This is a genomic window from Marinoscillum sp. (assembly GCF_965229915.1).
Taxonomy (GTDB): domain Bacteria; phylum Bacteroidota; class Bacteroidia; order Cytophagales; family Cyclobacteriaceae; genus Marinoscillum.
In genome coordinates, this window is sequence record NZ_CBDDJZ010000001.1 from 4,239,440 (window position 1) to 4,265,706 (window position 26,267).

The following is a 26,267-nucleotide window of genomic DNA, read 5'->3' on the forward strand; positions in this document are numbered from 1 at the left end:
TCATTTTTTAACGAGCTTCCACGATTTTGAACCTGCTTCATTACTCGCTTTTACAATGTATAACCCTTTTCTGAGGTGTCTCACGTCCACACTATTGGATTCTTTTAGGTTGTGAATTAAGACTACCCGGCCCAGCATATCTACTACTGTTATCCGCTCATATCCTTGAGCGTTGACAGTTAGTTGATCAAAAACAGGATTGGGGTATAGGGATAGGTCATTGTCTTGGGTGTTCAGCACGGTGTACTCGGTTAGCTCCATATAGTTGAGGTTAAACCCTCCACCAAAGCTCAATTTGAGTGTATCGGTGCCAGCCTTAAGGTAAAAGGAAGTGCTTTCCTGGGTAGCCCAATCCTGCCATCCGGCAGTGGTAGGCACTTCCACATCTCCACTCACCTGCTGTTGCAAAAAATTAAAGTGGATATTGCCGGATTCCTCACTGGCAGTACGAAAGCTCAGTGTGTAGTTTCCTGATTCTTCCACATTCACTATGTATTTTAGAAACTCCTCATCAGCGATCCACCCTACGTTGTAGCCACCTTCAGAGCAGCTTTGTACATCCACAGGTTCATTGGGGCGGTAGTCACCGCCATTGTTGGTTTGATCCGTGTCGAAGTAGGAAAGTCCATTTCGGCCTTTGTTGAAGTATTCGGCTTCAATCTTTCCGGGTAGGTTAAAAGGTGCACCATAGTAGCTTACTTCACAGCCAAGGCCTATTATTAGGTCGAATGTAACCTTATTGGATGGAGTGCCTGATTGGGCGAATGCTTGCACGGTAACCTCATAGCAATCATCACTGAGGCTTGTCCAGGTGTACTCAAATGGGGCTTCGTTTACTTTTGCCAGTACCACTTCGTTGGCGGTATACACAACCCGTGCTACATCAGATTCACTCGTAGTGAAAGCAATGTCAAACGACACCTCCTCAGCAAAGAGTTGCTCCCCTGTGGTTGGGGAAAGAACCTGGATCACCGGGGCATCCCACCCCGTGCTGTCGATGGCAGTCATGCCATGCAGACGTCTATTGAGCTGATCCTGGTACAGAGAAGACGGATGCAGGGAGGCTCCTTCCGCCTCGCCTTCCAGATGATCGATTGGCTCAGTGTTGTTGCCAGTGGGGAGAGAAACCCCTGTAGCATTGCCCTGCGTACCGATTACATAACCGTAACCGTACTGGCCAGATGCAATGATGCGATTGCTGTTGCCGTGGTATTGCTCTCCGTAGGTATTCCAAAATACTGATTGGGTAGAAGAGTGACCGTGTTCGATTGTTCCGTATGGACGGTAAACAGCCTCCAGAAAATCATTATCCACCGTGTGGTTGTCAAACAGGTTACTCATGCTCAGATGCATATGAAAGTCCGTGGCATACTTGGAGTCTTTGCTTAGGCTTTTGTAAATCACATTTCCGTTGCTATATGCTTTCTTGAAATCGTAATTGTGACGTGAATGAATGGCCTGGCAGTGGGTGATCAGGCAGTCGTTTCCACGAAGGGTAAACATGTAGCCATTTCCACCACCTCCTTCATATTGAGGTTTTTGAAGGATGCAATTGTAAACCGTGATCAACCGTGACTGGTAGAGTTCCAGGGCATTGGACTGCACATGAAAATCACCTTTATTGGCTGCTGGTTTGAAGGTGTTGACGTTTTGCATCCAGCAGTTTTCTGAGTATTTAAATTTGATGGCATGTGCTGCATGCACTTCATACGCACCTGTACCACCGCTGTTATAGTCATTTTCGCCATAGCCACTTTTAGGGTTTTCGATCATGCCTATAGACAGGTTTTCCAGTCCGCACTCCTTTAGTTGATGACGGATACGGTAGGCCCGGGCATTGTCCCTTGTTTTTAGGTAGTACCTGATTGGAATGTCCACCTCAATCGTGTTGCTGGCGGCATCAATAGACACAATGCGCCTGGTAAAGGCGGTTCCATCGACGGAGGTATTCCACTTGCCTGTCATGTGATGTTCTTCTATGAATTCATTGGTAAAGTCTGAGGTCAATACGACAAGGTCGCCTACTTCGAAGTAGCTGGCATCACTTACGTGGAATACCGTGTCGTGCTCAGTTGCATCCACTGTAAAGTCAATAGTTTGTCCGTTGGGACTATACCAGCTATTATTTCCAGGACTAAATTCAATGACAGTTTTGCTCCGCATGTTAGTTTCAGTATTGAGAATAAAGGTCTTATCAGTGCCGGCTCCACGGATAATAGTGCTATCGTGACTTACCATTAGTGCGTTGGAGCTCACAGGGCTCACCGCATAGGTGCCTTCTGGTAGATACACCACACCAGAGCCGAGCTTGGCTACACTGTCTATAGCTGCCTGGATGGCCGCAGTAGCATCATTAGCCCCGGTGTTGTCCGCATGGAAGGGAGCCTGGGTTACGTTTAGTATGTTTTGTTGCACGTTTGGGAGAGCTAATTCGCCTTTGTGATACCCGGCAAATGAAAAGTCGTGCAAGAACTTGCCGTTGACTTCATAGCCCTTTTGCCAACTGAACGGGTATAGCTCGCTTCGCCAGGGCTGATCCTGGGCATTGAGTTGAAGAGCTGAGAACAATATAGCTGCTAGAATTATTATCCAGCCACGAAAGCGTGATTTTAAGGTCATAGAAAGGTGTGTTAGTTACGTTGATGCTACCTACCAAAGCTGTCCAGGAATTGTCAGGTGATAGGAGCATAATCGTACAATAGGGGTATCCTAAAAGTCCCGACGTGTTTTTGAAGTAGGTGTTACTCACTTAAAGCGTCGACGATTGTCTCTTTACCGTCATCACCTACTGCCCTGGCTGGAGTGATCTTACACGTTGGGGTATGGCGTATATAATGAAAATCATAACATTATGTACTATATGAGTACTTATTGTGGATTTTTGAAAATATCATAGGGGTCATATTGCGAATAGTGTAAAAAATCGCAATATGAACTCCTTAAGAACCCTTCTCATTCCATTCTTATGTCTTTGGCTCCTTGGTGCATGCGCCACTAAGCAAGAGCAGGCCTTCATTCCCAATCAAACAGTTAAGCAATATCTCGATCAGGTGTATAATGCTTATCCATTGCCTGGCCTGGCGGTAGTCGTGGTTAGTGGTGATCAAGTTTATTCTTATACCAATGGCTATCGGCAGATGAAAGACTCCTTGCCTTTTAATCAGGAGACCATGTTTTTTGCAGGAGAGTTATCTGAAGTCATGGTGGCCGCCGCAGCAGTGCAATTTGAGCGTCAGGGTAAGTTGCAACTTTCGGATCAGGTCTCATTGCATATTCCTTACTTTCAAATGGATGGAGATTATAAGGGTATAACGCTCCATCATTTGCTTACGCACACTTCGGGTATCCCTAATTTCAGTCCGGCGTGGGATATGCCTGCTTTTGATGAAGAAGCACTGGCAGCCACCACACAGAGCATCGTGTATCAGCCGATGGAGTTTGAGGCGGGCACCAGAGTTAAGCGGTCTCCATACAACATCGATATTGCAGCGGATTTACTTCAGCATGTTGGTCAGTTACCTTTTGAGCAGGTCATGCAGGAGCATTACTTAAACCCGCTTAGGCTTGGTCGTTCTACTTTTGACTTTCGTCAATTGGATAGCACCAATCTGGCAATGCCCCACCATATAGGACATTGGCTCACTTATGAGCAGCGTGTCAATGAGATTTATCCCTACACTCGTGAGAATGTCGGTAGCTATGGTTTTCATACATCCGTCAATGATCTGCAGAAGTGGATGCAGTGGATACTGAATAATCAACCAGCAGGTCTCTTGGATGCACATTACAAAACCGGAAAGGACACCTACAAGGGTTATGGTTGGGACATCTTCCGTAGCGACGGTGACTTCATCTATAATAGTCATTGGGGAGCAGGAGGGTTTAGCGCAGATATGAGCCTGGTTCCTGAAAAACAGCTTGGGGTTTTCGTGTGGACCAATACGATGGATGACTTCAATCCGGCGCTAATCTCTAGCCGGCTGATAGGGTTGCTCAGAGGGAAGGAGTTGACGCCAGTGAAGCCACCAGTTCACATAGCCATGAGCAAAATGCTTGCTGAAGGAAGATGTATGGAAGAGGTGCTCGCCTGGTTTGAAACGGAATCAGAAAAGACTGGATCACTTTATGAAATGAACCCCACTTTGCTGGGACAACTGGGAGTGAATTTACTCCACAGGTTGCAAATGCAGGAGCAGGCCATGCAGGTTTTTGAATTGGCTGTCGCCAAATATCCTGACTCTCCCCAGGCATACCTCAACCTCGCTGAAGGGCTGTTGATCTCTGGAGAAATACAGCAAGCCAAAGAAGTTTTTGATCGGGCCATTGCTATGAATGCCCCGCCTTCTGCATATGTCACTTTCCTCGGGGAGCGAATTGCTGTGGAAATCGAAAATCAGAAGAACACATAAATCCATATCAAAGAAACCACCTGATTTGATTGATCAGTTTTATTTTTTCTAACCTTAATTATTATTCATTATGAGTAACATTTATCAACAATGGAAGGGATGGACCCTATCCATTATTGCAGGCGCAGGCTTACTGTTTAGTGGATGTCAGGAAGATCTAGCCACTCCAGAGATTATCGATGAAGATGCTACGGAGGCACGGGCGATTTATTCCAGCCGCAACGTTTACTTTACACAGTCCAATGGTCAGTTTTCTTCATCCGATGCATCATCCGCTTTTGGAAACATCTCTGGGTGGGATGCAGGGTCTACCTACATTTCGTCAAACACGCTTCGCATCACACTAGCAGCCAATGTAGTTGGTACTTCTGGAGGTATGGAGAGTAGAATTGATGTGTCCGACGGTACGGAGTATTGGCTGGAGTATACGGTGAGGTTTCATAGCCAGTTTGACTGGAGCCGTGGAGGCAAAGTAGGCTGGGGCTTCCAGGTAGGTGATGGAGTCACTGGCTGCAGAGCCAGCGATGCACAGGCAGGTCAGGGCGGTAGCATGCGGGCCATGTGGTACTCTCCAAACTCCAATCCCAGCCGGGTTTATTTCCAGCCATACCTCTATCATCAGGGCATGACCAGTAACTGTGGTGAGTCTTTCGGGGCTACGTATCCAAGCTCTGGGGCGCTATCTCGTGGTACGTGGTATACCATAGGATTTTACATGAAGTCCAATACCGGCAGCTCCTACAATGGTACCGCTGAGATGAAGGTCAATGGCTCCACAGTCCTCAGAAGGGACAACATCAAGTGGGCCTCATCAGACTCCAAGCGTAAGGTGAAAGGCCTTTACTACTCAGTATTCCGAGGTGGGAGCCAAAGCTACTGGGGGTCAGGTAGTGTTGGCTACATCTACTTTGATGATCTCAAGTGGGTGAAAATGAGTAGCTAAAATGAGTTAGACCGGATGCCTGCAATCCAGATGAATGTCTACTCAACCACAACGTGACACCAAAAATGATGGATGGGTTAGATGGAGTGTCAGGCTCCGGTTTTTCCAAAGATGAAAACACTAATGATTTTCATATCGCTGCTTTTGCCTTCTTGGTTGTGGTCTCAAAAGGCCGACATCAGCCTGGAGGCTGTCACTTCCATGGAGAGTCTCAGTTGGTCTATTGCCGGAAACCTGAATGGAGAAAACCCCAATATCTATTCCGAACTGAACTGGCAGGGAGTATCTGGAATAGGATTGAAAACCGATGGTCATTTATCTATTCATCGGAGATTCAGAATTGGGCTAAAGGCTGGCATGATTTGGTTCGTAGCTGGTGAAGTGACCGATACTGATTACCAGCAAGACAATCGGACCAATCAGGTGTTTTATGCACGTGAGCAAGCCAATGATGGGTTTTCAAGATTGATTGCACCAATGTTGATTTGCCAGACGGTGGATCGGGTGAGGTTTCGACTGTCAGCTGGTCTGGGCTATCAATGGATCAGCAAAAAGTTCTATTTGCTGAATGAACACACAGGACTCCATAGCTCTTACCGCGCTGCTTGGATGGGTATGAGTGGACATATCTCCGCTCAGTATCAAGCGGGGCCAATAAGTGTTAGGGTGACTACTGAATATATCCAGGTGGCCTATGATGCTAGGGCCAATTGGAACCTGATTGATGAGTTTGAGCACCCAGTGAGTTTCAGGCATGAAGCCAAAGGGTTTGTTTGGAGCAATGAAGTGGCTACTTCATATCCGATAAAGTCCAACTTTCACCTCAAAGCATCAGTCATTCATACATATTCCTCCACAGGAAAGGGAATCGATACACTCTACAAAACAGATGGCTCAAAACCTCAAACCCGTCTTAATGATGTAACCAATCAGGTATTTAACATCAGTGTTGGGGTAGTGAAAACGTTAGGTCAGTGATTTTCTCTAATCACCCGATCATCCATTCCATCACCTGGTTGGTTCGTGCCCCGGATATTCCGGTGCTCACACAATTCCCCGTTCCTAGCAGATCACTTACTACTTGCTTGATGAGGGGATACTGGATGTGTTTTGGCATTTCGAATGCAAACCTCTGTTCACCTTCAGCATCAGTTTTTAATGTGATTTCGTTACTGCCAAAGGATGCATAACTGATCTCACCCTCCGATCCGATAATGGTGGTTGAGTCTTTGTCGCTGGTTTCACCAGTAGAGAAGCACCAGCTGCCTGTTCCCAATACTCCAGACTCGAACTGAAAGCTGCTTACCACAATGTCTTCTGCAGGATAGAGCCTGGCCTGATTGGCTTTCGTGCCACTTGCTTTCACAATAGGTCCGAACAGATAGTCCAGAAAATCCAACTGATGGCTGGCCAGGTCATAGAAGTAGCCTCCGCCAGCTATTTCGGGATCAACTCGCCAATGATTTTTTTGATGAGTAATGATGTTAGGTTCCAAAGGTTTGGCCATTCGTACTTCCACCATTCGTATCTCCCCAATCGCTCCGGAATCCACCAGTTCCTTTACTTTCAGGAAGTTGGGCAATGCCCTGCGATAATAGGCAGTGTAGAGAGGGACACCAGCTTCGTCACATGCAGTGATCATTTGCTTACACTCGGCATAAGTCCTGGCCATTGGTTTTTCTACATACACGGGCTTGCCTGCTGAGGCTGCTTGAATAGTGTATTGCAGATGAGCTACAGGGGGTGTTGCTATGTAGATGGCGTTTACTTCATGGTCGTTGATAAGCTGATCCGCATCGCTGTACCACTTACCAATGCCGTGCCTGATTGCATAGTCTTCAGCCTTTGCCGCATCACGTCGCATCACAGCTTCGATCTTGCTGTTAGTAATCTGGTTCATTGCCGGGGCGCTTTTCACTTCGCATACATCACCCACACCGATGATACCCCATTTTACGGTGTTGCCTTCTATCTTTTTTTTCATCTGGATTGTTTTGAATGATTTTGGCGATCCGGCGAAATTAGAAATAAATACCTCAAATAAGCGAATATGGGAGGTTTTGGACGATTGTACTACCAGTTTCGAACTGTCGGTGGCCCATTCCAATCTAAGTTTAGGGTTGCTTTTGCACATTATACAATCAGTACATGAACCGTTTCAATCGATTGATCCTTAGACACCTTTTCATATCCTGTTTACTTGGCTGGCAGGGCCTCCATGGTCAGGGAACTACCGTAACCACTATATCCGCAGATGGCCCTGGAGGTACTTATGCCCTGCTGGAAAATGCCCTTGGAGGCTCACCACTAGAAGTGCCTGATTGCGATCATGAGGAAACGTTTCAGCACATAGAGGAAGTGTATGATGAAGTGCTGGATCGTTATGTATTCAATTTTTATATTCATAAAGACATAGATACTGATAGGTGTGAAACCAATGTGGACCGCCAGCGAAATGAGATTAAAGCTTATGATCCATCACCTGATTATCTGAAAGCCATCCAGCGGGAGATAGTCACCTATGAGTGGTATTTCAGGATTGACGAAGGTTTCCAGCCCTCTTCCAATTTCACCCACTTGTTTCAGCTGAAAGTAGTAGGTGGGAATGATTCTGCCAACCCGCTACTGACCATCACTCCCCGCAAAGGTGATCCGGACAAGCTGCAGCTCATTCATGGACGTGGGAACAACAACTATACAGCCCTTAAGGATGCTGATTTATCTTTGATCAAGGGACAGTGGGCAAAGGCATTCTGCAAGGCCGAGTTCGCAGAAGACACCGGCAAGCTTGATTTTCGCCTGGAACTATTGGATGGTACTGAGGTGCTGACATACACCAGCGAATCGATTGATATGTGGCGTGTCGGTGCTTCTTTTGTGCGCCCCAAGTGGGGGATATACCGCAGCCTAAATGATATCGCTTCGCTGAGGGATGAGGAGGTGTTTTTTGCTGATTTTCAGGTTACAGAAATAGGTGCGTGTCCTATATGGTACGAGGATGCCGATGGGGACGGACTGGGTGACCCGAACTCCTTTGTGTATGAATGTGAGCGTCCGGAGGGATACGTCCAGAACAATGTAGATACCTGCCTAGACTGGTATGAGGACAAGGATGAAGATGGTCTAGGGAACCCCGATGTGAAGTTATATGCTTGTGAGCAGCCCGCCGGATATGTAGACAATAGCGAGGATGACAATGACCTGGTGAGCAATATCCTGGCAATTTCTGAAAAGGTACAATTGGCTATTTACCCAAATCCAGTGCTGTCTATTCTGAAGATTAGAGGTTTGAAAGGGCAGAGCTATTCCGTCCATAATTTAAGCGGTCAGCAGGTGATGGTTTCGAATGAAGCTGAGGTCTCAGTTGCACAGCTTCGAGCTGGGATTTACTTCGTGAAGACTAGGAGTGGTGAAATACTAAGGTTTGTGAAAAAATGATGAAGAGAGTACTAACGATATGTTTTGTTGGTTTGGTATTTATAGCGGAAGCGCAGTTACCAAAAGTGTTGAGTGACGAATCTGTATACCTGCCGGATTTCTCCTATGCCGGCTACCATAATGGCGAGCGGGCACTTCCAGAGCCAGTAGGCCGAGTCTTGCAAGCTATCGACTTTGGGGTGGTGAGCAATGATGGACTGGATGATAGTCAGGCTCTTCTGGAGGTGATGAGAAAAGCTCACGAAATGAAAGAAGCTGTGGTAGTGCAGCTTCCTGCAGGAAAGATCATATTAAGCGAGATCATCTACATAGAGCGAAGCAACCTGGTGCTGCGTGGAGCTGGGAGCGGGACCGGCGGTACAGAAATATTTGTGCCAAGACCAATGAGTTATTTTGATGACCCTCCAGCACTTGCAGAGCTGAGGGAGTATCTGGTAGCGCTCGATAAACGTCAGCGGGAAAAAGAAAACAACATTGACTTGCCCTTTTCACAGTATGCCTGGTCTGGTGGGGTGATATGGACACGAAAGGCTGGAGTGCGTACCAAAGCCTACCTGGAAAAGTATGATCAACCACCCTCTATTTTGGCCAGTCTTGAGCGAGGAAAAAGAGGAGAGAAAGTTATTTCTACCACATCTATTAATGGACTTAAAGTCGGTGATGTGGTGCAGATAGAGTGGTATAACCAAGAAGGTGAAAACGGCTCTTTGATCCAGGAAATGTATGGTGAGAATGGGTTTAAGATCGGATCTCATCATTGGAGTTATCCGGAGCATGCTTTGGTTCAGCAGCAAACGACGGTTACCAAAATAGCTGGTAAGACCGTTACAATTAAGGATCCATTGCTCCTGGATATCAAACAAGCATGGACGCCTAAAATGGTGGAGTGGCAGTATCTGGAAGAGGTGGGAATAGAACATCTCAAAATCACCTTCCCAATGGCTCCAAACATAGCCCATCATGTGGAGGAAGGATACAATGGCATTTACCTCACAAGGCTGTTCAATGGCTGGGTGAAGGATGTGAAAATCGAAAATGCAGACAGTGGCATTCTCACAGAGGAAACGGCTAATGTAACCATTCAGCATATAGAAACATCTGGTGAAAAAGTGGCCCACTACTCGGTATCGATGAGTGGCGTTCACAATGTATTGGTAAAGAACCTGAGTGTAAAGAATCGGGTGCGCCATCCATTGAGTTTCAATACCTTCTCCACCAAGAGTGTCTACACCAGCTGCCAGGTAGATCAGGAGCCCATTCTAGATCAGCATTCTGGGGCCAACCATCAGAATTTATTTGATAACATCACAGTAAAGGTTACTTTGAACGAGGATAGGGCCTATGGATTGTTTGAAGGTGGTGGCGCTGGGTATTGGAAACCATCTCATGGAGCCTACACCACCATGTGGAACATCCGGGTTGATTTTCAAAACGGGTTTGATTCTACACAACCAGCGGTACTGAATGGTATGTCCGATGGGCCAGGTGCAAGGCTCATAGGTATACATGGAAATCTGCCAATTGAGATTAAATATGAACCAAACCCCTATATCGAAATGACCAATAAAGAATTGGTTGAAACTCCTTCATTATACCATTATCAGCTAAGAAAGAGAACCGTAAAATGATCCCTGTTTGATGTGATGATTATGTTATCTTAGAAATCCCAACCCCAATAAATGATGAAGAAGAGAGGATTTGCCGGATCCAAACCATGGTGGATGTTGCTTTGGGCCATCAGTTTTAGCTCTGTCACAGCCCAGCAACGCTTTCATTTTCGTCACCTATCCACTGGTGATGGACTGTCCCAGGGGTCGGTTATTTCCATGGCTCAGGATGATAAGGGGCTGCTGTGGTTTGGCACCCGGGACGGACTAAACATCTATGATGGTAAGAATTTTACTGTTTACAGAAACGACCCAAAGGATTCCACCACTATTTCTAATAATGATGTGCTGGATGTATTGGTGGATGATCAGGGGGATTTGTGGATTGGTACCTACAATGGATTAAACCGCTACTGCTACAGCGAGGGGAGATTTTATCAATTTTTTAATAGCAAAAATGACCCTAAGTCTCTGGCCAACAATAGCGTTTGGACACTCTGTCAGACGACCAATGGGGAGCTTTGGGTAGGTACTGGTGGAGGGGTGAACGTCTATAAAGACGGTCAGTTTCAGCGGATTGTCAATAACCCCAATGATCCTGAAAGCCTTAGTAAAAACTATGCTGTGGAGGTGTTTCAGGATAGTGGGGGCCAAATATGGGTCGGGACTTCCAACGGACTCAATAGGCTTATTTCCCGTGGCGAAGATGGCTTTAAGTTTGAGCGGTACTATGCCGAGGTGGATAATCCTAACGCTTTACACAACAATTTTGTGCAAGTGATCAACGAAGATGAACAAGGCAATCTCTGGCTTGGTACCAGAGGAGGGCTGCACAAGTATGATCAGGAGGCCAATCGCTTCACCAGGTTTCTCCATGGTGAGGCCAATGAAAGCACTATCAGTCACAATGATGTCCGGTCGCTTACTTTTGACCAGGATGGGACACTTTGGGTAGGGACTTACAACGGCCTCAACAAAATGAGTATAGAAGGGGAGTTTACTCGCATTACCAACGATCCCAATATCCCACATAGTCTGAGTAAAAATACGATTAAGTCTACTTTCATGGACAGGAAGGGCACATTGTGGGTAGGGGTTTACTATGGCGGCATCAATATGCTGGATGAAACCAACGGGAATTTCACCAACTACGAACACCGACCTTCTGGCAATGGGTTGAGCTATGATGTGGTGAGCTCTGTGGTGGAGGGTAGTAATGGGCAGGTTTATATTGGTACTGAAGGGGGTGGTATTAATTTTTTAAACCCCTCAACCGGAAAAGTATCATCCCTTAGCACTGATAATAGCGGCCTTTCCAATAACAACATTAAGGCACTATTTCTGGATCATCAGGATTTGTGGGTAGGCACTTTGAGTCGAGGTATTGACATTTATAATACCCGGACAGGTAAGTTCACCACACACTACAGCACACAAAACGGTTTAGTTCACAATAGTGTCTACGCCATATTAAGAGAAAACGACTCCCTTATGTGGATAGGGACTTTTGGAGGAGGCCTTCATCTATTCAATCAGAACACGCAGCAGTTAAGAATCTTTCAGCATGACATCAATGAGCCCACCGGCATTAGTGACAATCAGGTACGTCTGATCTGCAGAGATGGACAGGGCAATCTTTGGGTAGGAACCCAATATGGTTTGAATCTGCTTCATGCCGAGGATATCAGTAACGGAAATTATGAATTTGAGCGGTATTTCTATGATGATCAGAAAAAGTCAGGAGAGGATATTTTAGTGATATATGAGGACGGACAGGAGCGCATTTGGGTGGGTACCTATGAGTCTGGATTGAGCTTGTATGACCCCATGGAACGCAAGTTTGTCAGCTATCAGTTGTTTGATGCCAGCCAAGGAGTGAGCAACGTGGTGCATGGAATTTTAGAAGATGAGGACCACAACTTGTGGGTCAGCTCTAATCATGGCATAACTCGGGTCAATCTCACTGATAGTTCCAAACTGACCTTTGACCAGTCTGATGGACTGGTCTCCAATGAGTTTAACAATAACTCCAGCTACAAAAGCAGCGACGGGAGGATGTACTTTGGAGGACCGCAAGGGCTTACAGCCTTCTATCCACAAAATATTAAGACCAACCACTATGCCCCCAATACAGTCATTACCGATTTCAAAGTGTACAACCAATCAGTGAAAGTAGGCGCAGAAGATGGTATTTTGAGCAAATCGATCATTGAGACTGACCGGTTAACCCTGGACTATGATCAGGCCATTTTTTCGATAGAGTTTGCCATCCCCAACTTTATCAACCCCGACAAAAATCGCTATCAATATCGGCTTTCTGGTTTGGAGGATCATTGGAATATCACGTCAAAGACTACTGCCACCTACACTATCCAGCGACCGGGCACCTACACATTTGAAGTCAAGGGTGCCAACAATGACGGTATCTGGTCAGACGAAATCACCAGCCTACAGATCACTGTAAACCCCGCGCCATGGCGTACCTGGTGGGCGTTTGTTATCTACATGGTTATTGTTATTGTCTCACTTTATCTGTTGACCTCTATTATCCTCAGCCGTTCCAGGCTGCGTCATCAGTTGGAACTGGAGCACCTGGAGCATGAGCGCCAGCAGTCTATTCACCAGATGAAGTTGCGGTTTTTTACCAACATTTCGCACGAGTTTAGGACTCCTCTTACTTTGATCCTGGGGCCACTAGAGCAGATCCTGCAGGAGTATAGGGGCAGCAATAAAGTCTACAAACAGCTGAAAGTAATGGAGAAAAACTCCGTACGGTTGCTGAAACTTGTCAACCAGCTACTGGACTTCCGCAAGTTTGAAAACCAGCATGAGAAGCTGCAGGCAGGCGAAGGCAATGTGGTAAAGTTTGTGGAAGAGATTTTTCTTTCATTTAAGCAGTATGCTAAGATTCACAACATTACCTATGAACTGGAGAAAGTTGATGAATCGATAGTCGTGTGGTATGATCGGGATAAAATGGAGCGTGTGTTTTACAACCTCATCTCCAACGCCTTTAAATACACCCCGGAAAGTGGGGAGATAAGGGTGAAGGTATGGCAGGAAGCTGGTCAGATGAAATGCACCATCTCCGATACGGGTATTGGACTGGATCAGGAACACATCGACCGGATATTTGATCGGTTCTATGAAGTGCAAGACACAATGGCTAGCCCCAAACATAAGCATCAGAAGGGGACAGGTATCGGGCTGGCCATTGCCAGGAGCGTGGTAGAAATGCACTCAGGGAGCATCGCTGTGGAAAGCAAAAAGGGAATTGGCACCACATTTACGATTTGTTTGCCTCAAGGAGACGCACACCTGACGGATGATCAGCGCATTAGAGACTTTAAAGATAGTGAAGATCTGTCTACCTACCATGAAATCAATCGGCCTGAGATGGAGGAATCTGAGAAAGACCAAACTCAACTAGCGATGGCCGACGAAAGCTTACCGTGTATTCTCGTGGTTGAAGACAATGATCCCGTGCGTAAGTTTATCGTGGATGTATTCAGGGATAGCTATAGGGTAGAGGAGGCTGCAAATGGCATGGAGGGCTTCAAAAAGGCTGTTCAGATTGTTCCCGATCTGGTAATCAGTGATGTGATGATGCCAAAAATGGACGGTATTGAGTTCTGCTATCAGGCCAAATCCAACTTGAAAACCTCCCACATCCCCTTCATTTTACTGACAGCCCGCACCTCTCTCATCTTTAAATTCGAAGGGTTGGAGTCCGGTGCTGACGAGTACATCAATAAGCCCTTCAATGTAAAGGAACTGAAGCTGAAAGCTCGAAACCTGATCAATACCTTTCATAAGATGCGTGACAAGTTTTCGGATGAATCCATTGTGAAGCCGGCAGAGATCACCGTTTCTTCTATAGATGAGAAATTGCTGAAACGCGCGTTAGCGATTGTAGAGGAAAATATCTCCAATGAGTTTTTCAATATCCAGCTATTCAGTTCAGAGCTCGGGGTAAGTCGTACCATGCTTTTTACCAAGGTGAAAGCCTGGACTAATTTGACCCCCAATGAATTTATCCACTCCATGCGTATGAAGCGGGCAGCACAGATACTGGAGCAGAACAAAGTAACCATCTCAGAAGTGAGCTATCAGGTGGGGTTCAACAATCCCAAGTACTTCAGCAAGTGCTTTCAGAAGTATCATGGGAGTACACCTTCTGAATATGCCGGAAAATTTTCCATAGTTGAGGACTAAAATTCCCCTAAACATGCCTTTATAAGGCGCATTCTCACTTTTTAGTACTTCTGTATACCCACTTCTGGATTATTGTAACGGGCCATGTCCGTAAGATTGACCTTGAGTTTAATGACATGAAAATTGTGAAACAAAAAGTCAGTTTTATTGAAGTAGCCCTGGGACTGGTTATAGTCTTTATGGTGCTACTGATGATATACCTATTCTAACAAAAACCAAAAAATGATGAAAATGAATTTTACACAGACTAAATACTATCGGACTCTGATGTTCATGGTATTGATGTTGGTTACTTTCTGGGCTCTCGGGCAGGGCAAGACAGTGACGGGTACGGTCACCTCTTCAGAAGACGGAGAGGGCTTGCCTGGAGTATCGGTGCTGATTGAGGGATCTCAGCAGGGGACCATTACCGATATGAATGGCAACTTCAGTTTGTCTGTCCCATCTAGTGATGCAGTGTTGGTCTTTAGCTTCATTGGCTTCACTCAGAAAAAAGTAAGTGTAGGTAGCCAAACCACGCTGCGTGTGGCCATGGATGTGGACATCCAGTCTTTGGAAGAAGTGGTAGTAGTGGGCTATGGTGCCATGAAAAAAAGCGACCTTACAGGTTCAGTAGCTTCTATTAAGGCAGAGGATATCGATGCATTTCCAGCTCTTTCGGCAGTGCAAACGCTGCAAGGTAGGGCTGCGGGTGTACAAATTTCCGCTAATAACGGAGGTCAGCCTGGGGTCAACTATAGCATTAGGGTGCGGGGTACCAACTCCATTAATTCATCTTCAGAGCCGATCAGGGTGGTAGATGGGTTTGTAGGGGCTGAGATGCCACCGCCACAGGATATCGAGTCAATAGAGATACTCAAGGATGCTTCAGCTACAGCCATTTATGGGTCCAGGGGTTCTAATGGTGTTATTCTCATCACCACCAAAAAAGGTAAGAGCGGCCAGATGAAGGTAGACTTCAATAGCTCCTACTCTGTACAGAACACGACCAACAAACTAGACCTTCTCAATGGTCAGGAGTTTGCCACTTATATTCAGAACTTCTCTCCAAACTATCAGTATCTGGGGGCCAATACCGACTGGCAGGATGAGATTTACCGTCAGGGTTTTATTTCAAATAACCAGTTGTCTTTAAGTGGGGGTACAGATGCCGTTCGCTTTTACATCTCCGGTACACTTTTCGATCAGGACGGGGTGGTGATAGGCTCAGATTATAAGCGGTATTCGTTCAACTCCAACGTGGACATTAAAGCTACTGACTACCTGAAAGTGGGTGTGAATCTCTATGGTAGAAGAAGTACCGAGTCAGGTATCAGAACACAGGAAGGAAGCGGTGGATCAGGCCAGGCAGGTGTGGTAGGTGCTGCTATGCGCTTCAATCCGGACCTGGGTATATATAATGAGGATGGGTCATTTACAGTAGCACAGGTGGGTGACCAGATAGATAACCCCTTTGCCATGGCCACCGAGTATGACCGTGAACGGGTCACCGATCGGTTTCAGACCAATACCTTTGCCGAACTGAGTATAACCGACTGGTTGTCTTTCAAAACCACACTTGGTATAGGTATCACTAACTCACGAGATGGTGAGTTCTGGCCTACTACGCTCATCCGGGGAGCTGGTTCCAATGGTTTTGCCAGTCTTAGTTCTGATAAATCTACTTCACTCTTAAGTGAAAACTACTTCACCATCAGCAAGACTTTCGGTATTCACAATTTCGTTTGGGTAAATGGATACTCTTACCAGAAAAATGCAGGTGAAGGCTGGTCCACTTCGTCATCTGGTTTCATCAATGATGCCGGCAGGTTCTGGGCCCTGGTGCAGGGTTCTGAACCGGGTACGCCATCATCAGGCTATGGTCAGTCAATTATCAAATCGTACTATACCCGCTTCAATTATTCGTTGATGGATCGCTATAACTTCACTTTCACGGCTAGGCAGGATGGTGCGTCCAATTTCTCGAAGAACAACAAATGGGCATTTTTCCCATCAGGGGCCTTCGCCTGGAATGTGAAGGAAGAGAGCTTTATGCAAGGTGTGAGTGCCATAGATCAGTTGAAACTACGGGTGAGCTACGGAGAGGTAGGAAATCAGGCCATCGGGTCCTATCAGTCTTTAGCAAGGCTGTCGCCATTCAACCCACCTACAGCAGGATTGAACGCCTTGGGGCCAACGGAGCTCTCCAATAGCTATCTCACATGGGAAACTACCTCACAGTTCAACATAGGTACAGACATTGGGTTGATCAAAGGTAGGGTCAATATCACCATGGATTATTACAAAAAAACCACCAACGATCTATTATTTAGACGTGAGTTGCCTAGTTACATAGGTGTGGATGATCAATACCAGAACGTTGGTGCGATTGAGAACAAGGGATTTGAATTTTCGCTGAACTCCAATAACCTGGTAGGCGATTTTAAATGGGAGACCAACTTTAATATCTCTGCCAACAGGAACAGGATTCTGGAACTACCAGACTCAGTAGAGTACCGCAGCAATGGTCCAGGGCACATGCTTTTGGGAATTACCAATGTGTTAGTTGAAGGGCAGCCCATTGGGGCATTCTACGGCTACCAGTACGATGGCATCTACCAGGTAGGTGATGAGATACTGCCAGGCTCTGGTTTTGAGCAGGTTCCTGGCGGGGAGAAGTTTAAAGATGTAAGTGGAGCCGATGGAGGGCCAGATGGTGAGTTGAGCAATGAAGATCGTGTGATCATTGGAGACCCAAATCCGGATTTTATCTGGGCACTAAACAACACCTTCAAGTACAAAGGATTTGATCTGAATGTTTTCTTTCAGGGCTCTCACGGCAATGACATGATGAGCTTCACTCAGATGGAGCTGGAAACTCTTTCGGGCAAGGCAAATGCATCAAGAGTAGCACTGCGTGCTTGGACGCCCGAGAATCCTAATACGGACATCCCAATGGCATCTAGTGGGCGTACCTACAAGGTATCTTCCAGATGGGTGTATGATGGCAGCTATGTGAGGTTGAAAAACATCGTGTTGGGCTATACCTTCCCCGGAAATTTCCTGGACAAGGTACATATCAGGTCTTTAAGAGTATATGCCAGTGCCCAGAACCTATTGACAATTACAGATTACCCTGGTTTGGATCCTGAAGTAAGCTATCGCAATGGCAGCTCAACGAGCGGTCTTGATTATGCTGGATATCCAAACGTACGCACATTCACTTTCGGACTTAACCTCGGACTGTAATGAAACAATCTAAAAGAAATATCATGAATCGATCATATTTACTATCAACACTTTTTGCAATGTGCATGCTGTTCAGCATGTCATGTGAAGACCTGGAAGAGGATCCGGTAGGTCTGCTATCTCCAGAGGGATTCTTTAAAACCCCCGATGATGTGCTTATAGGCGTTTATGGAGCGTATTCTTCCATTGAGCATGAAGCATTTTGGGGAAGAAAACTGAGCCTGAGTTTGATGCTTAGGAGTGATATGGTGAGCATAGGTGACCAGACAACTGCAGCACGCAGGATAGAGGTGGATCAGATGAATATGTCCTCCAACAACGGCATGGTTAGTGAATTCTGGCCCAAAGGGTACCAGGCACTTGCAGCCATCAACTACGCGCTGGAAGGCGCTCAAAATGTAGACGCCAAACCAGAAGACCTGAACCCTGTTGTGGCCGAAGGTCGTTTTTTGAGGGCATTTATTCACTATTATTTTGTGAGGTTGTTTGGTGAAATACCTTACATTGATGAGGCTTTCTCTAACCCAGAACTAGCCTATTCCTTGCCACAAAATCCCGTAGAGGATAGCTATGCCGGAATCATCGAAGATCTCGAGTTTGCCAGACAGTGGCTGCCAGATGTGCCTTCAGCACGCTGGAGGCCAGGTAAAGGTACTGCGGCAGGTTTTCTGGCTTCTGTTCATCTCACACTGGGCAACTATCAGGAGTCATATGACCAGGCTAAGTACGTGATTGACAATGCAGGAACATTTCAGTATGCATTGGAGGGAGAGTTTGCGGATCTGTTTGACCCGTCTATTGTCGAGAGCTCACGTGAAGTGCTTTTTGAAGTGGACTTTTCGGGCAATGATGCGGCCACAGCCATTGGCGGTAGCAATCCCTCTACAGATTACCTGGCATCTGTGACAGGCCCCAGAAAGGATGAACGATTTGCTTTTGGAGAAGGCTGGAGTGTGGCGGTTCCTACCATTGCCGTTTATAACACCTGGGATGCACGGGACTATAGAAAAAGTGTGAGCTTCGATACTCTGATGACGTATTTGGGTGAAGATACGCCATATACCGAGTGGGGAGATATTCCCCTCAATGTAGCCAGGCCACACATTGCTAAGTTTTTCAGAGCGTTGGGCCAGTCAGGGGCAGCTTCAGGGTTGAACGGCAGAGACTCTGAGATTGACTTTCCGGTGATGCGGTATGCGGAAGTGCTACTCACAGCCGCCGAGGCACTCAATGAAGTGAATGGTGGCCCTAATGCTGAGGCTGAAGGATATGTGAATGACGTGAGGAGAAGAGCCAGAAGAGAGCTGGATGCAGACCCTGCAAATGACCGAACATTCCCTGCTAATGTTACAGCGGGTATGAGTCAGAGTGACTTCAGGGATATGGTTTTGGATGATAGAAGGTTGGAGCTGGCATTCGAGGGTGTGCGATGGTTCGATATCAAAAGAAGAGAGTTGGGAGTGGAGGCCTTTGGCGCTTCAGGATTGGAGCAGCAGGCATTTGACCCCTCAAGAGATTACTTGTTTCCTAAGTTCCAAAATGATGTAGACAGAAACGACAATTTGGATCAAAATTCACATTACTAAATTCTAAATGAGACAACTACTAGTAGCCTTGATGGCTATTGCTACATTGGCCTGCCAGCAGCAGGAAAAGACGGAGGATGCACCTGATGCATCCTCCAAATTACTGGAAAGTCAAGAACTCAGTGAACGAGTAGAATCCATGCTGCGCTATCCCATGGATGCTGGTCTGCCACGCTGCCTGGAGCCTGATGGTACGGTGCGTGAGGTGAAAACCCGTGACTGGACCAGTGGCTTTTTCCCAGGTTCACTTTGGTATATTTATGAACTGTCGGGTGACGAGCGGTTCAAAAACGCTGCGGAGCAGTGGACCGTAAAGCTGGAGCCTGAGCAGTATGATGACCATACACACGATACAGGTTTTAAGATCAACTGTAGCTATGGCCATGCCTTGGAGCACACTGGCAATGATGCCTATAAAGCAGTAATGATCCACACAGCCAGGACCCTTAGTGGTCGCTTTGATCCTGAGGTTGGCTGTACACGATCATGGGATTTCAATCAGGATATTTGGGATTTTCCTGTCATTATTGACAACATGATGAATCTGGAATTGCTGTTCAAAGCCACGCAGCTATCCGGTGATTCTACTTTTCATAACATGGCGTATACACATGCTATGACCACTTTAGAGAATCATTTTAGAGAGGACAATAGCTCCTACCATGTACTGGACTACAACCCAGATACAGGCGAGGTAGGGGGTAAATACACGCATCAGGGGTACACTGATGAGTCATCATGGGCACGTGGACAGGCATGGGGATTGTACGGGTTCACTATGTCTTATCGGTTTACAGGCGAGCAAAAATTCCTGGATCAGGCTGTGAAAATTTATGACTACATCTTTAGCGAACTGCCTGAGGATGACCTGATTCCTGCATGGGATTATCATGATCCGAATCCTGATAAGCCAAAGGATGCATCTGCTGCGGCTATCACTGCGTCTGCATTGTATGAGCTGGCTGAGTATACTAAGGATAGGGAGATGATTGATAAGGCCGATCAGATATTGAGCACACTACAGACGAGCTACCTGCATGATCAGGTCGGTGATAGAGACGTGTTTATTTTAGATCATAGCACGGGCAATAGGCCAAAGGATGATGAGATAGATGTCCCGATCAGCTATGCTGATTACTATTTTTTAGAAGCACTCGTAAGACAAAAGGAAAATAAATAACATGAGAAAAGCGATTGGAAGATCATACTGGCTGGTGGTGTGCCTGATGCTGTTACAGGTATTAAGCGGACAGTCACAGGAGCGGTTGATAAATATCAATGAGTCATGGCAGTACCTTGAAAAGGATTACATTCATCCTGACGGGGCATTGTCTGACGAGGGGTGGATAAACGTAGATCTTCCTCACACCTGGAATGCTCAGGACGCCACAGATGTAGTACCTGGTTACCGAAGAAACGCCAGCTGGTATCGCAAGTCAGTTAGCATTCAACAAACAGAGGGTAAGCGCTATTTCTTATACTTCGAAGGCTCCAATATGGTCACAAAAGTCTATGTCAATGGTCAGGAAGCAGGAGGGCATGTCGGTGGCTATGTTGGCTTTGAAATAGAAATTACCGATCAGGCCAGAAAAGGTGCAAATGACATCCTCATCCGTGTAGACAACAGCTACAATAAACAACTCATTCCGTCAAACCAGTCGGATTTTTTCCTCTTTGGAGGGATCACACGAGACCTTTGGTTAAAGACCGTTTCCAGTACATTTATTGAAGATGTGACTATCTCCACTCCTGAGGTGAGTGCTTCAGAGGGCAAAACCCGGGTCCTGGTGGAGCTGGATGGAATCAGTGCCAGGTCACATAGTGTAAGCCTGCGGGTACAAGATCCGTCCGGGAAGGTGGTGTTTTCCAAAGCAGTGGCTGTAGAAGACGGGCAAGCCACTTTTAACTTTACAGAAGACAATCCTGCACTTTGGGATGTAAATAACCCACAATTGTACGCAGTGCAGGTAGCTTTATTGGATGGGAAAAAAGTGAAAGATCAGGTGTCTGACCGATATGGCTATCGTTGGATTGAGTTCAAAAAACATGGCCCATTTTACCTCAATGGCCGACGTTTATTGCTTAGAGGCACACATCGGCACGAAGAGTTTGCAGGTCTTGGTGCAGCGTTGCCTAATAAGATGCATTGGGCAGACATGAAGGCGATTAAAGATATGGGTGCCAATTTTGTGCGCTTGGGACACTACCCACAAGACCCGGAGGTTTACAAGGCCTGTGATGAGCTCGGTATCCTCGTATGGGACGAACTGCCCTGGTGCCGGGGCGGCGTTGGTGATGAGGTGTGGAAGGCCAACACCAAGCGGCTGTTAACAGAGATGATTGATCAGGACTACAACCATCCTAGTGTGATCTTGTGGTCACTAGGCAATGAAGTATACTGGTTGCCAGAGTTTGAAAATGGGGACGACCCTGAGCGGATCAATGAATTTCTCACAGAGCTGAATGACCTTGCGCACGAGCTTGATCCTTACAGAAAGACTTCTATCCGTAAGTATTACGAAGGAGCAGGTATTGTCGACGTGTTTAGCCCATCTATCTGGTCAGGATGGTACTCTGGGACCTACAAAAATTATGAGAAGGCGCTCAACAAATCTCTGGATAAATACGACCATTTCATTCATATGGAATACGGCGGGTCGTCCCATGTCGGGCGTCATACAGAAAGCCCTATCACAGGAGATGGAGAGCTTAACCCCAACGAGTGGGAAGAGCCAATCAACCAAGTAGCAGTGGCTAATATTGCACAAAATGGAGATTGGAGTGAAAATTACATCGTAGATCTATTTGATTGGCACTTGCGTATCTCAGAGCGTCACCCTGATTTTATTGGCAATGCACAGTGGGCTTTTCGGGATTTTGGCACACCATTAAGACCAGAAAACGACATTCCATATATGAACCAAAAAGGGCTTCAAGACCGTGCTGGAAACCCAAAAGATGCCTACTATGTCTTTAAGAGTTACTGGTCAGATCAGCCGTTTGTCTACATTGAGTCGCACACCTGGACAGAGCGCTCCGGCCCGGAGGAATTGGCCAGGAATGTAAGTGTTTACAGCAATGCCGCTGCTGCGGAGCTCTACCTCAATGGTCAAAGTCTTGGTAGGAAGCAGCGCAGCTTGGAGCAGTTTCCAGCCTGTGGGCTCAACTGGGATGTCTATTTTATAGAGGGAGCCAATAAGCTAAAAGTAACGGGCTATGATAAAGAGGGAAATGAAGTGGCACAAGACCAGCTCACAGTGAACTATACCTACTCCAAAGCCGGAAGTCCGGAAGAGCTATCTCTGAGCTACCAGCTGCTGGATAATGGTCACTATTTGGTATCGGCTACAGCACTGGATGCGAATAAGCAGCGGGTTTTAGACTATGAAGAAAAGGTATATTTCCAGTGCCTGGCAGGTGGGAAACTGATCGAGAACCAGGGTACACCGAACGGTAGCTCAGTGATAGCGATGGCCAATGGTCAAGCATCCATAGAAGTGGTGCCCGCAGAGGGGGCCAGCAAGCTTTCCATCACAGTATTCAATCAAAGTTTCAAAGGCACGTTTCTGGAAATAAGGCTAAACACCACACCTTAAAAGATAATACATATACTTCTTCATATATCATGAAAGCCGGCCCTTGATAGGGTCGGTTTTTTTTGCGTCCTGGTTTCAGTTTGTAACTGAAACCGTCAAATAAGTGGTTGTTTGTAACATGCTGCAGTAGGTTTAATGGTCAAAGGTTATAAACTACTATTATCCCACTAGAACTTAAATCTGTATATAATATGCGTTTAAAAGCATGGGAAAAACCATTTTTCTGGATTTGTCTAAACCTGCTATACTCCAAAGAGAATTGAAAGTTGTGATTATAAAGAGGAAAGGAGATGTTTTGAAACTGAACGGTCATTTTAAAAAAAATCTTTCCAGGACGCTTACCAGAAACTCCTATTCAATATTAGATTCAGTTACAAACTGAATCTAGACCGAAACATGCGTAAATAAGGAGAACCAGGCACAACCAATCTGAAGAAGAACTTGAACACAAAAAAAGCAGGACATTGCTGCCCCGCCTTTCTACTTTGGAAAAAGCCAATGATCAATAACTGTAAGGTCCACCGACGGTGAGTATTACGTTATCTATGCTTTGAGAATAGAATACACCGCCATCAGCTTCGGTTACCTGTGCGCCAGCAGTACCACCAGAGCCGTAGTTTCTTCGCACAGCCACACCTATTCTTTGCATGTCCGTGAAGGCGAAAGTGCCAAGCGCTGCATCATCATCGAATAGCGCTGCAGGGATGGAGAGGTTCCACCAGCCGTTTTCATCAGGTGAAAAGCCCAGGTCTGTTAGTTCGGTTGGTGTCGGGACAAACTCATAATCGTCACCATCAAACCTGATCCTTAAACCAAATAAAGCATCATCATAATCAGCAGGAAGCTCGCCTACATGAATTTGTATATTGAAATAGATGTCGTTTTCAGATGCCCCAGCTAGAAACTCTGCATAGGTCCCTGCCGGCAGTGCAGAGGAGTTCTGAACGATGGTGGCATAGTTTCCTGAAATGTCCGCTGTGCTGTAGCCTTCAAACTGAAAGAAGTTGCCATCTATAGCCGTAGGAAGCGCCTGGGCTTCAGACTGTACGGTAGCGTCATCAGATGTGCCATAAATCGTTGATTCTTCCGGGTCTGGTGATCCGGTGAAAATCCCCGTTTGCTCTCCATCAAAAGTCATGATAAGGTCAGCATTGGTTTTAAATACATAAAACGCCACAGCATCTGTAGAAGTAGTCGTAGTGCCACCTTCATTGACGATGGTGAGGGTGCTCGCACCCACTTCTGCACCATCAGGGATGGTAAACTCTACTGTCTCAGCCGTGGTTCCTACTATGGTTGCCTCTACGTCCCCTACTTTTAGGGAGGATACAGTAGCCATGTCAGTTCCGGTGATAGTGATGTTATCACCTACTTGTCCAGAGACAGGCGATACCGCTGAAACGGACACCGCACCTACTACGATCACCGTGAAATCATTGGTACTTTGTCCCAAACCACCCTCTGTTCGAACAGATACCTTGCCGGTAGAAGCCCCTTCAGGTACTGTGGCTACTACTTCAGTGGACGAGTTAGAAACGATGGTAGCTTCTGCATCACCTATCGTTACCGCAGTGGCTCCATCCAGATCGGTACCGGTGATGGTTACATTATCGCCCGGTTCTCCACTTTCAGGACTGAATGAAAGGACTACAGGAATGCGTGGTTCATTCCCACCTTCATCTTCACTGCACCCTATCAGGTTAGCAGCCAGAAAGACCATTAGGCAGATGAGGCCTACACTGTGTTTTAGTTTTGATGTTTGCATGTTCATTTTTGTTAGTTGTATAATCGTGACACTGCATAGTTAGGCACATTAACCACCCTGATTATCCGGCAGTGGGGTAAGGGAGTACAATTGAAAATGTGAGGTTTCTAGAGATTAATGGATCATTTTAGACAAGGTGAAAAATCGTACGGATTAGGTGGACAATTGTGTTAAAGAGTATGTTTTTAGCTAAAGTGTGTATATATTACACAGAATAATTTCAAACAATTAAACAGCGATGAAGACATCTAATCACATCATACTAACTATAGGTGCTGTGGTAGCACTTGCCTCCTGCCAGCCAAAAGAAGTGGCATTGGTCATCACCAGTAATGAGGCCTTTGACGTTTCAGCAAAGCGTGTAATACTATCCAGAGAGGATATTGCTTCAACAGAGGGTCAGTACTTCAAGCTACTCTATGAAGGAAGGGAAGTGCCGGTTCAGTTTGATGACCTGGATGACGATGGCCAGTGGGATGAAGTGGTCTTTGAAGTGGATATTGCTCCGAATTCTGCTACTCATTTGAAAATGGAGATGACTGATGCCAAGCCTGAGTATGAACAGAAAACCCAAGTTTACCTGGGTGTAAGCCCGGAGAGGAATGGGCAGTTTTCCGAACAGGATCAGGCCTTACGGCCGGAAGGTCACGTAGCTCAGAGTCTACCATACTTATACCAATACGAGGGACCTGGATGGGAGAGTGATTTGGTGGCATTTCGTAGCTATTTCGATAGCAGAAATGGGAAGGACATTTTTGGTAAAACCAAAACTCAGCTTTATGCAGATCAAATTGGCTTGTCTGAGAACTATCATGAGCTAGATGACTGGGGAATGGACGTGCTCAAAGTAGGTAATTCTCTTGGTTCAGGTGCCTTGGCTATCCTGAAAAATGATACATTATTTCGGTTAGGAGAGACTGGTACCGCATCATACAGCGTGATTGCTGAAGGACCGGTGAGGTCGGTTTTTGAGTTAAGGTACTCTGGTTGGGATATCTCTGGAGCGAGCTATGACGTGACAGAGCAGATTTCTATTTGGGCAGGAAAACGATCATTTCAGTCCACGGTGAAGCTGTCTTCCAGCGGAGGTGATACGTTGGTTACGGGTATTGTGAACCTTAAAAAGCTGATGAAGAAAGAGAGCCGGGAAGGAGACTATCAGATACTATACACCCATGGTGTGCAGAGTGAAAACAACGATGTGCTGGGAATGGGCCTTCTGGTGTCAGAAGAACACTTTATCGGCTTTGATAATGCTGATAGCATGAACGGTGGAGATGTTTCAGATACTTATACTGCGTTGTTGCAGACTGATGAAACGGGTCAGTATAAGTTTCATTTTGTAGCAGGCTGGGAGCTTGAAAATGCCAAGTTCAAAAATGAGGAGGCGTTTTTAGCTGCTCTGAAGCAAGAAGCTCAAGAATTGAGTACAGATATTTTCATTTCGATTCAGTAAAAAACTTACATTATAAATTGGGAT

The 26,267-nt window shown here is 46.1% G+C and carries 14 protein-coding genes; 11 read left to right on the forward strand and 3 right to left on the reverse strand.

Going from position 1 to position 26,267, the window contains the following annotated elements; translation table 11 throughout:
- Positions 1-2,619 (reverse strand): carbohydrate-binding protein, encoded by a 2,619-nt coding sequence (locus ACO067_RS18125; protein ID WP_421876647.1) that lies wholly within the window; start codon positions 2,617-2,619, stop codon positions 1-3.
- Positions 2,620-2,930: 311 nt separating this feature from the next.
- Between ACO067_RS18125 and ACO067_RS18130 the strand changes: the two genes are divergently transcribed.
- From ACO067_RS18130 to ACO067_RS18140, 3 genes are all read left to right on the forward strand, one after another.
- Complete coding sequence (locus tag ACO067_RS18130) at positions 2,931-4,409, forward strand: serine hydrolase (protein ID WP_421876650.1); 1,479 nt, start codon at positions 2,931-2,933, stop codon at positions 4,407-4,409.
- A 70-nt stretch (positions 4,410-4,479) separates the two neighbouring features.
- On the forward strand, positions 4,480-5,352 hold the full coding sequence (locus ACO067_RS18135) for a polysaccharide lyase (protein WP_421876652.1): 873 nt from the start codon (positions 4,480-4,482) through the stop codon (positions 5,350-5,352).
- Positions 5,353-5,463: 111 nt separating this feature from the next.
- Complete coding sequence (locus ACO067_RS18140) at positions 5,464-6,330, forward strand: hypothetical protein (protein ID WP_421876654.1); 867 nt, start codon at positions 5,464-5,466, stop codon at positions 6,328-6,330.
- 10 nt (positions 6,331-6,340) lie between these two features.
- Here the strand turns inward: ACO067_RS18140 and ACO067_RS18145 are convergent, their stop codons facing one another.
- A complete protein-coding gene (locus ACO067_RS18145) occupies positions 6,341-7,336 on the reverse strand; it encodes a Gfo/Idh/MocA family protein (protein WP_421876656.1) in 996 nt (331 codons plus the stop codon).
- Positions 7,337-7,500: 164 nt separating this feature from the next.
- Here ACO067_RS18145 and ACO067_RS18150 point away from each other — a divergent pair, with 164 nt between their 5' ends.
- From ACO067_RS18150 to ACO067_RS18180, 7 genes are all read left to right on the forward strand, one after another.
- A complete protein-coding gene (locus tag ACO067_RS18150; protein ID WP_421876658.1) occupies positions 7,501-8,790 on the forward strand; it encodes a T9SS type A sorting domain-containing protein in 1,290 nt (429 codons plus the stop codon).
- Positions 8,787-10,418 carry a hypothetical protein gene (locus ACO067_RS18155; RefSeq protein WP_421876660.1) on the forward strand — a complete coding sequence of 544 codons (1,632 nt, stop codon included), beginning with the start codon at positions 8,787-8,789 and terminating at the stop codon, positions 10,416-10,418. Before ACO067_RS18150 ends, ACO067_RS18155 begins: the two co-directional genes overlap by 4 nt.
- A 51-nt stretch (positions 10,419-10,469) precedes the next feature.
- Positions 10,470-14,612, forward strand: a complete 4,143-nt coding sequence (locus ACO067_RS18160) for a two-component regulator propeller domain-containing protein (protein ID WP_421876662.1) — start codon at positions 10,470-10,472, stop codon at positions 14,610-14,612.
- Between the two features lie 231 nt (positions 14,613-14,843).
- A complete protein-coding gene (locus ACO067_RS18165; RefSeq protein ID WP_421876664.1) occupies positions 14,844-17,840 on the forward strand; it encodes a SusC/RagA family TonB-linked outer membrane protein in 2,997 nt (998 codons plus the stop codon).
- The gene (locus ACO067_RS18170; protein WP_421876666.1) at positions 17,840-19,426 is read left to right on the forward strand and encodes a RagB/SusD family nutrient uptake outer membrane protein; all 1,587 of its coding nucleotides are present in this window, start codon (positions 17,840-17,842) and stop codon (positions 19,424-19,426) included. The genes ACO067_RS18165 and ACO067_RS18170 overlap by 1 nt, the downstream gene beginning before the upstream one ends.
- Before the next feature lie 7 nt (positions 19,427-19,433).
- Positions 19,434-20,606: a glycoside hydrolase family 88 protein gene (locus tag ACO067_RS18175; RefSeq protein ID WP_421876668.1), complete on the forward strand. Its 1,173-nt coding sequence runs from the start codon at positions 19,434-19,436 to the stop codon at positions 20,604-20,606.
- A 1-nt stretch (position 20,607) separates the two neighbouring features.
- The gene (locus ACO067_RS18180; protein ID WP_421876670.1) at positions 20,608-23,022 is read left to right on the forward strand and encodes a glycoside hydrolase family 2 protein; all 2,415 of its coding nucleotides are present in this window, start codon (positions 20,608-20,610) and stop codon (positions 23,020-23,022) included.
- Positions 23,023-23,524: 502 nt separating this feature from the next.
- Here the strand turns inward: ACO067_RS18180 and ACO067_RS18185 are convergent.
- Entirely contained in the window at positions 23,525-24,787 is a 1,263-nt protein-coding gene (locus tag ACO067_RS18185; RefSeq protein WP_421876672.1) for an IPT/TIG domain-containing protein, read from the reverse strand.
- A gap of 238 nt (positions 24,788-25,025) precedes the next feature.
- Between ACO067_RS18185 and ACO067_RS18190 the strand changes: the two genes are divergently transcribed.
- Positions 25,026-26,243, forward strand: a complete 1,218-nt coding sequence (locus ACO067_RS18190; protein WP_421876674.1) for a DUF4861 domain-containing protein — start codon at positions 25,026-25,028, stop codon at positions 26,241-26,243.
- Positions 26,244-26,267: the final 24 nt, after the last annotated feature.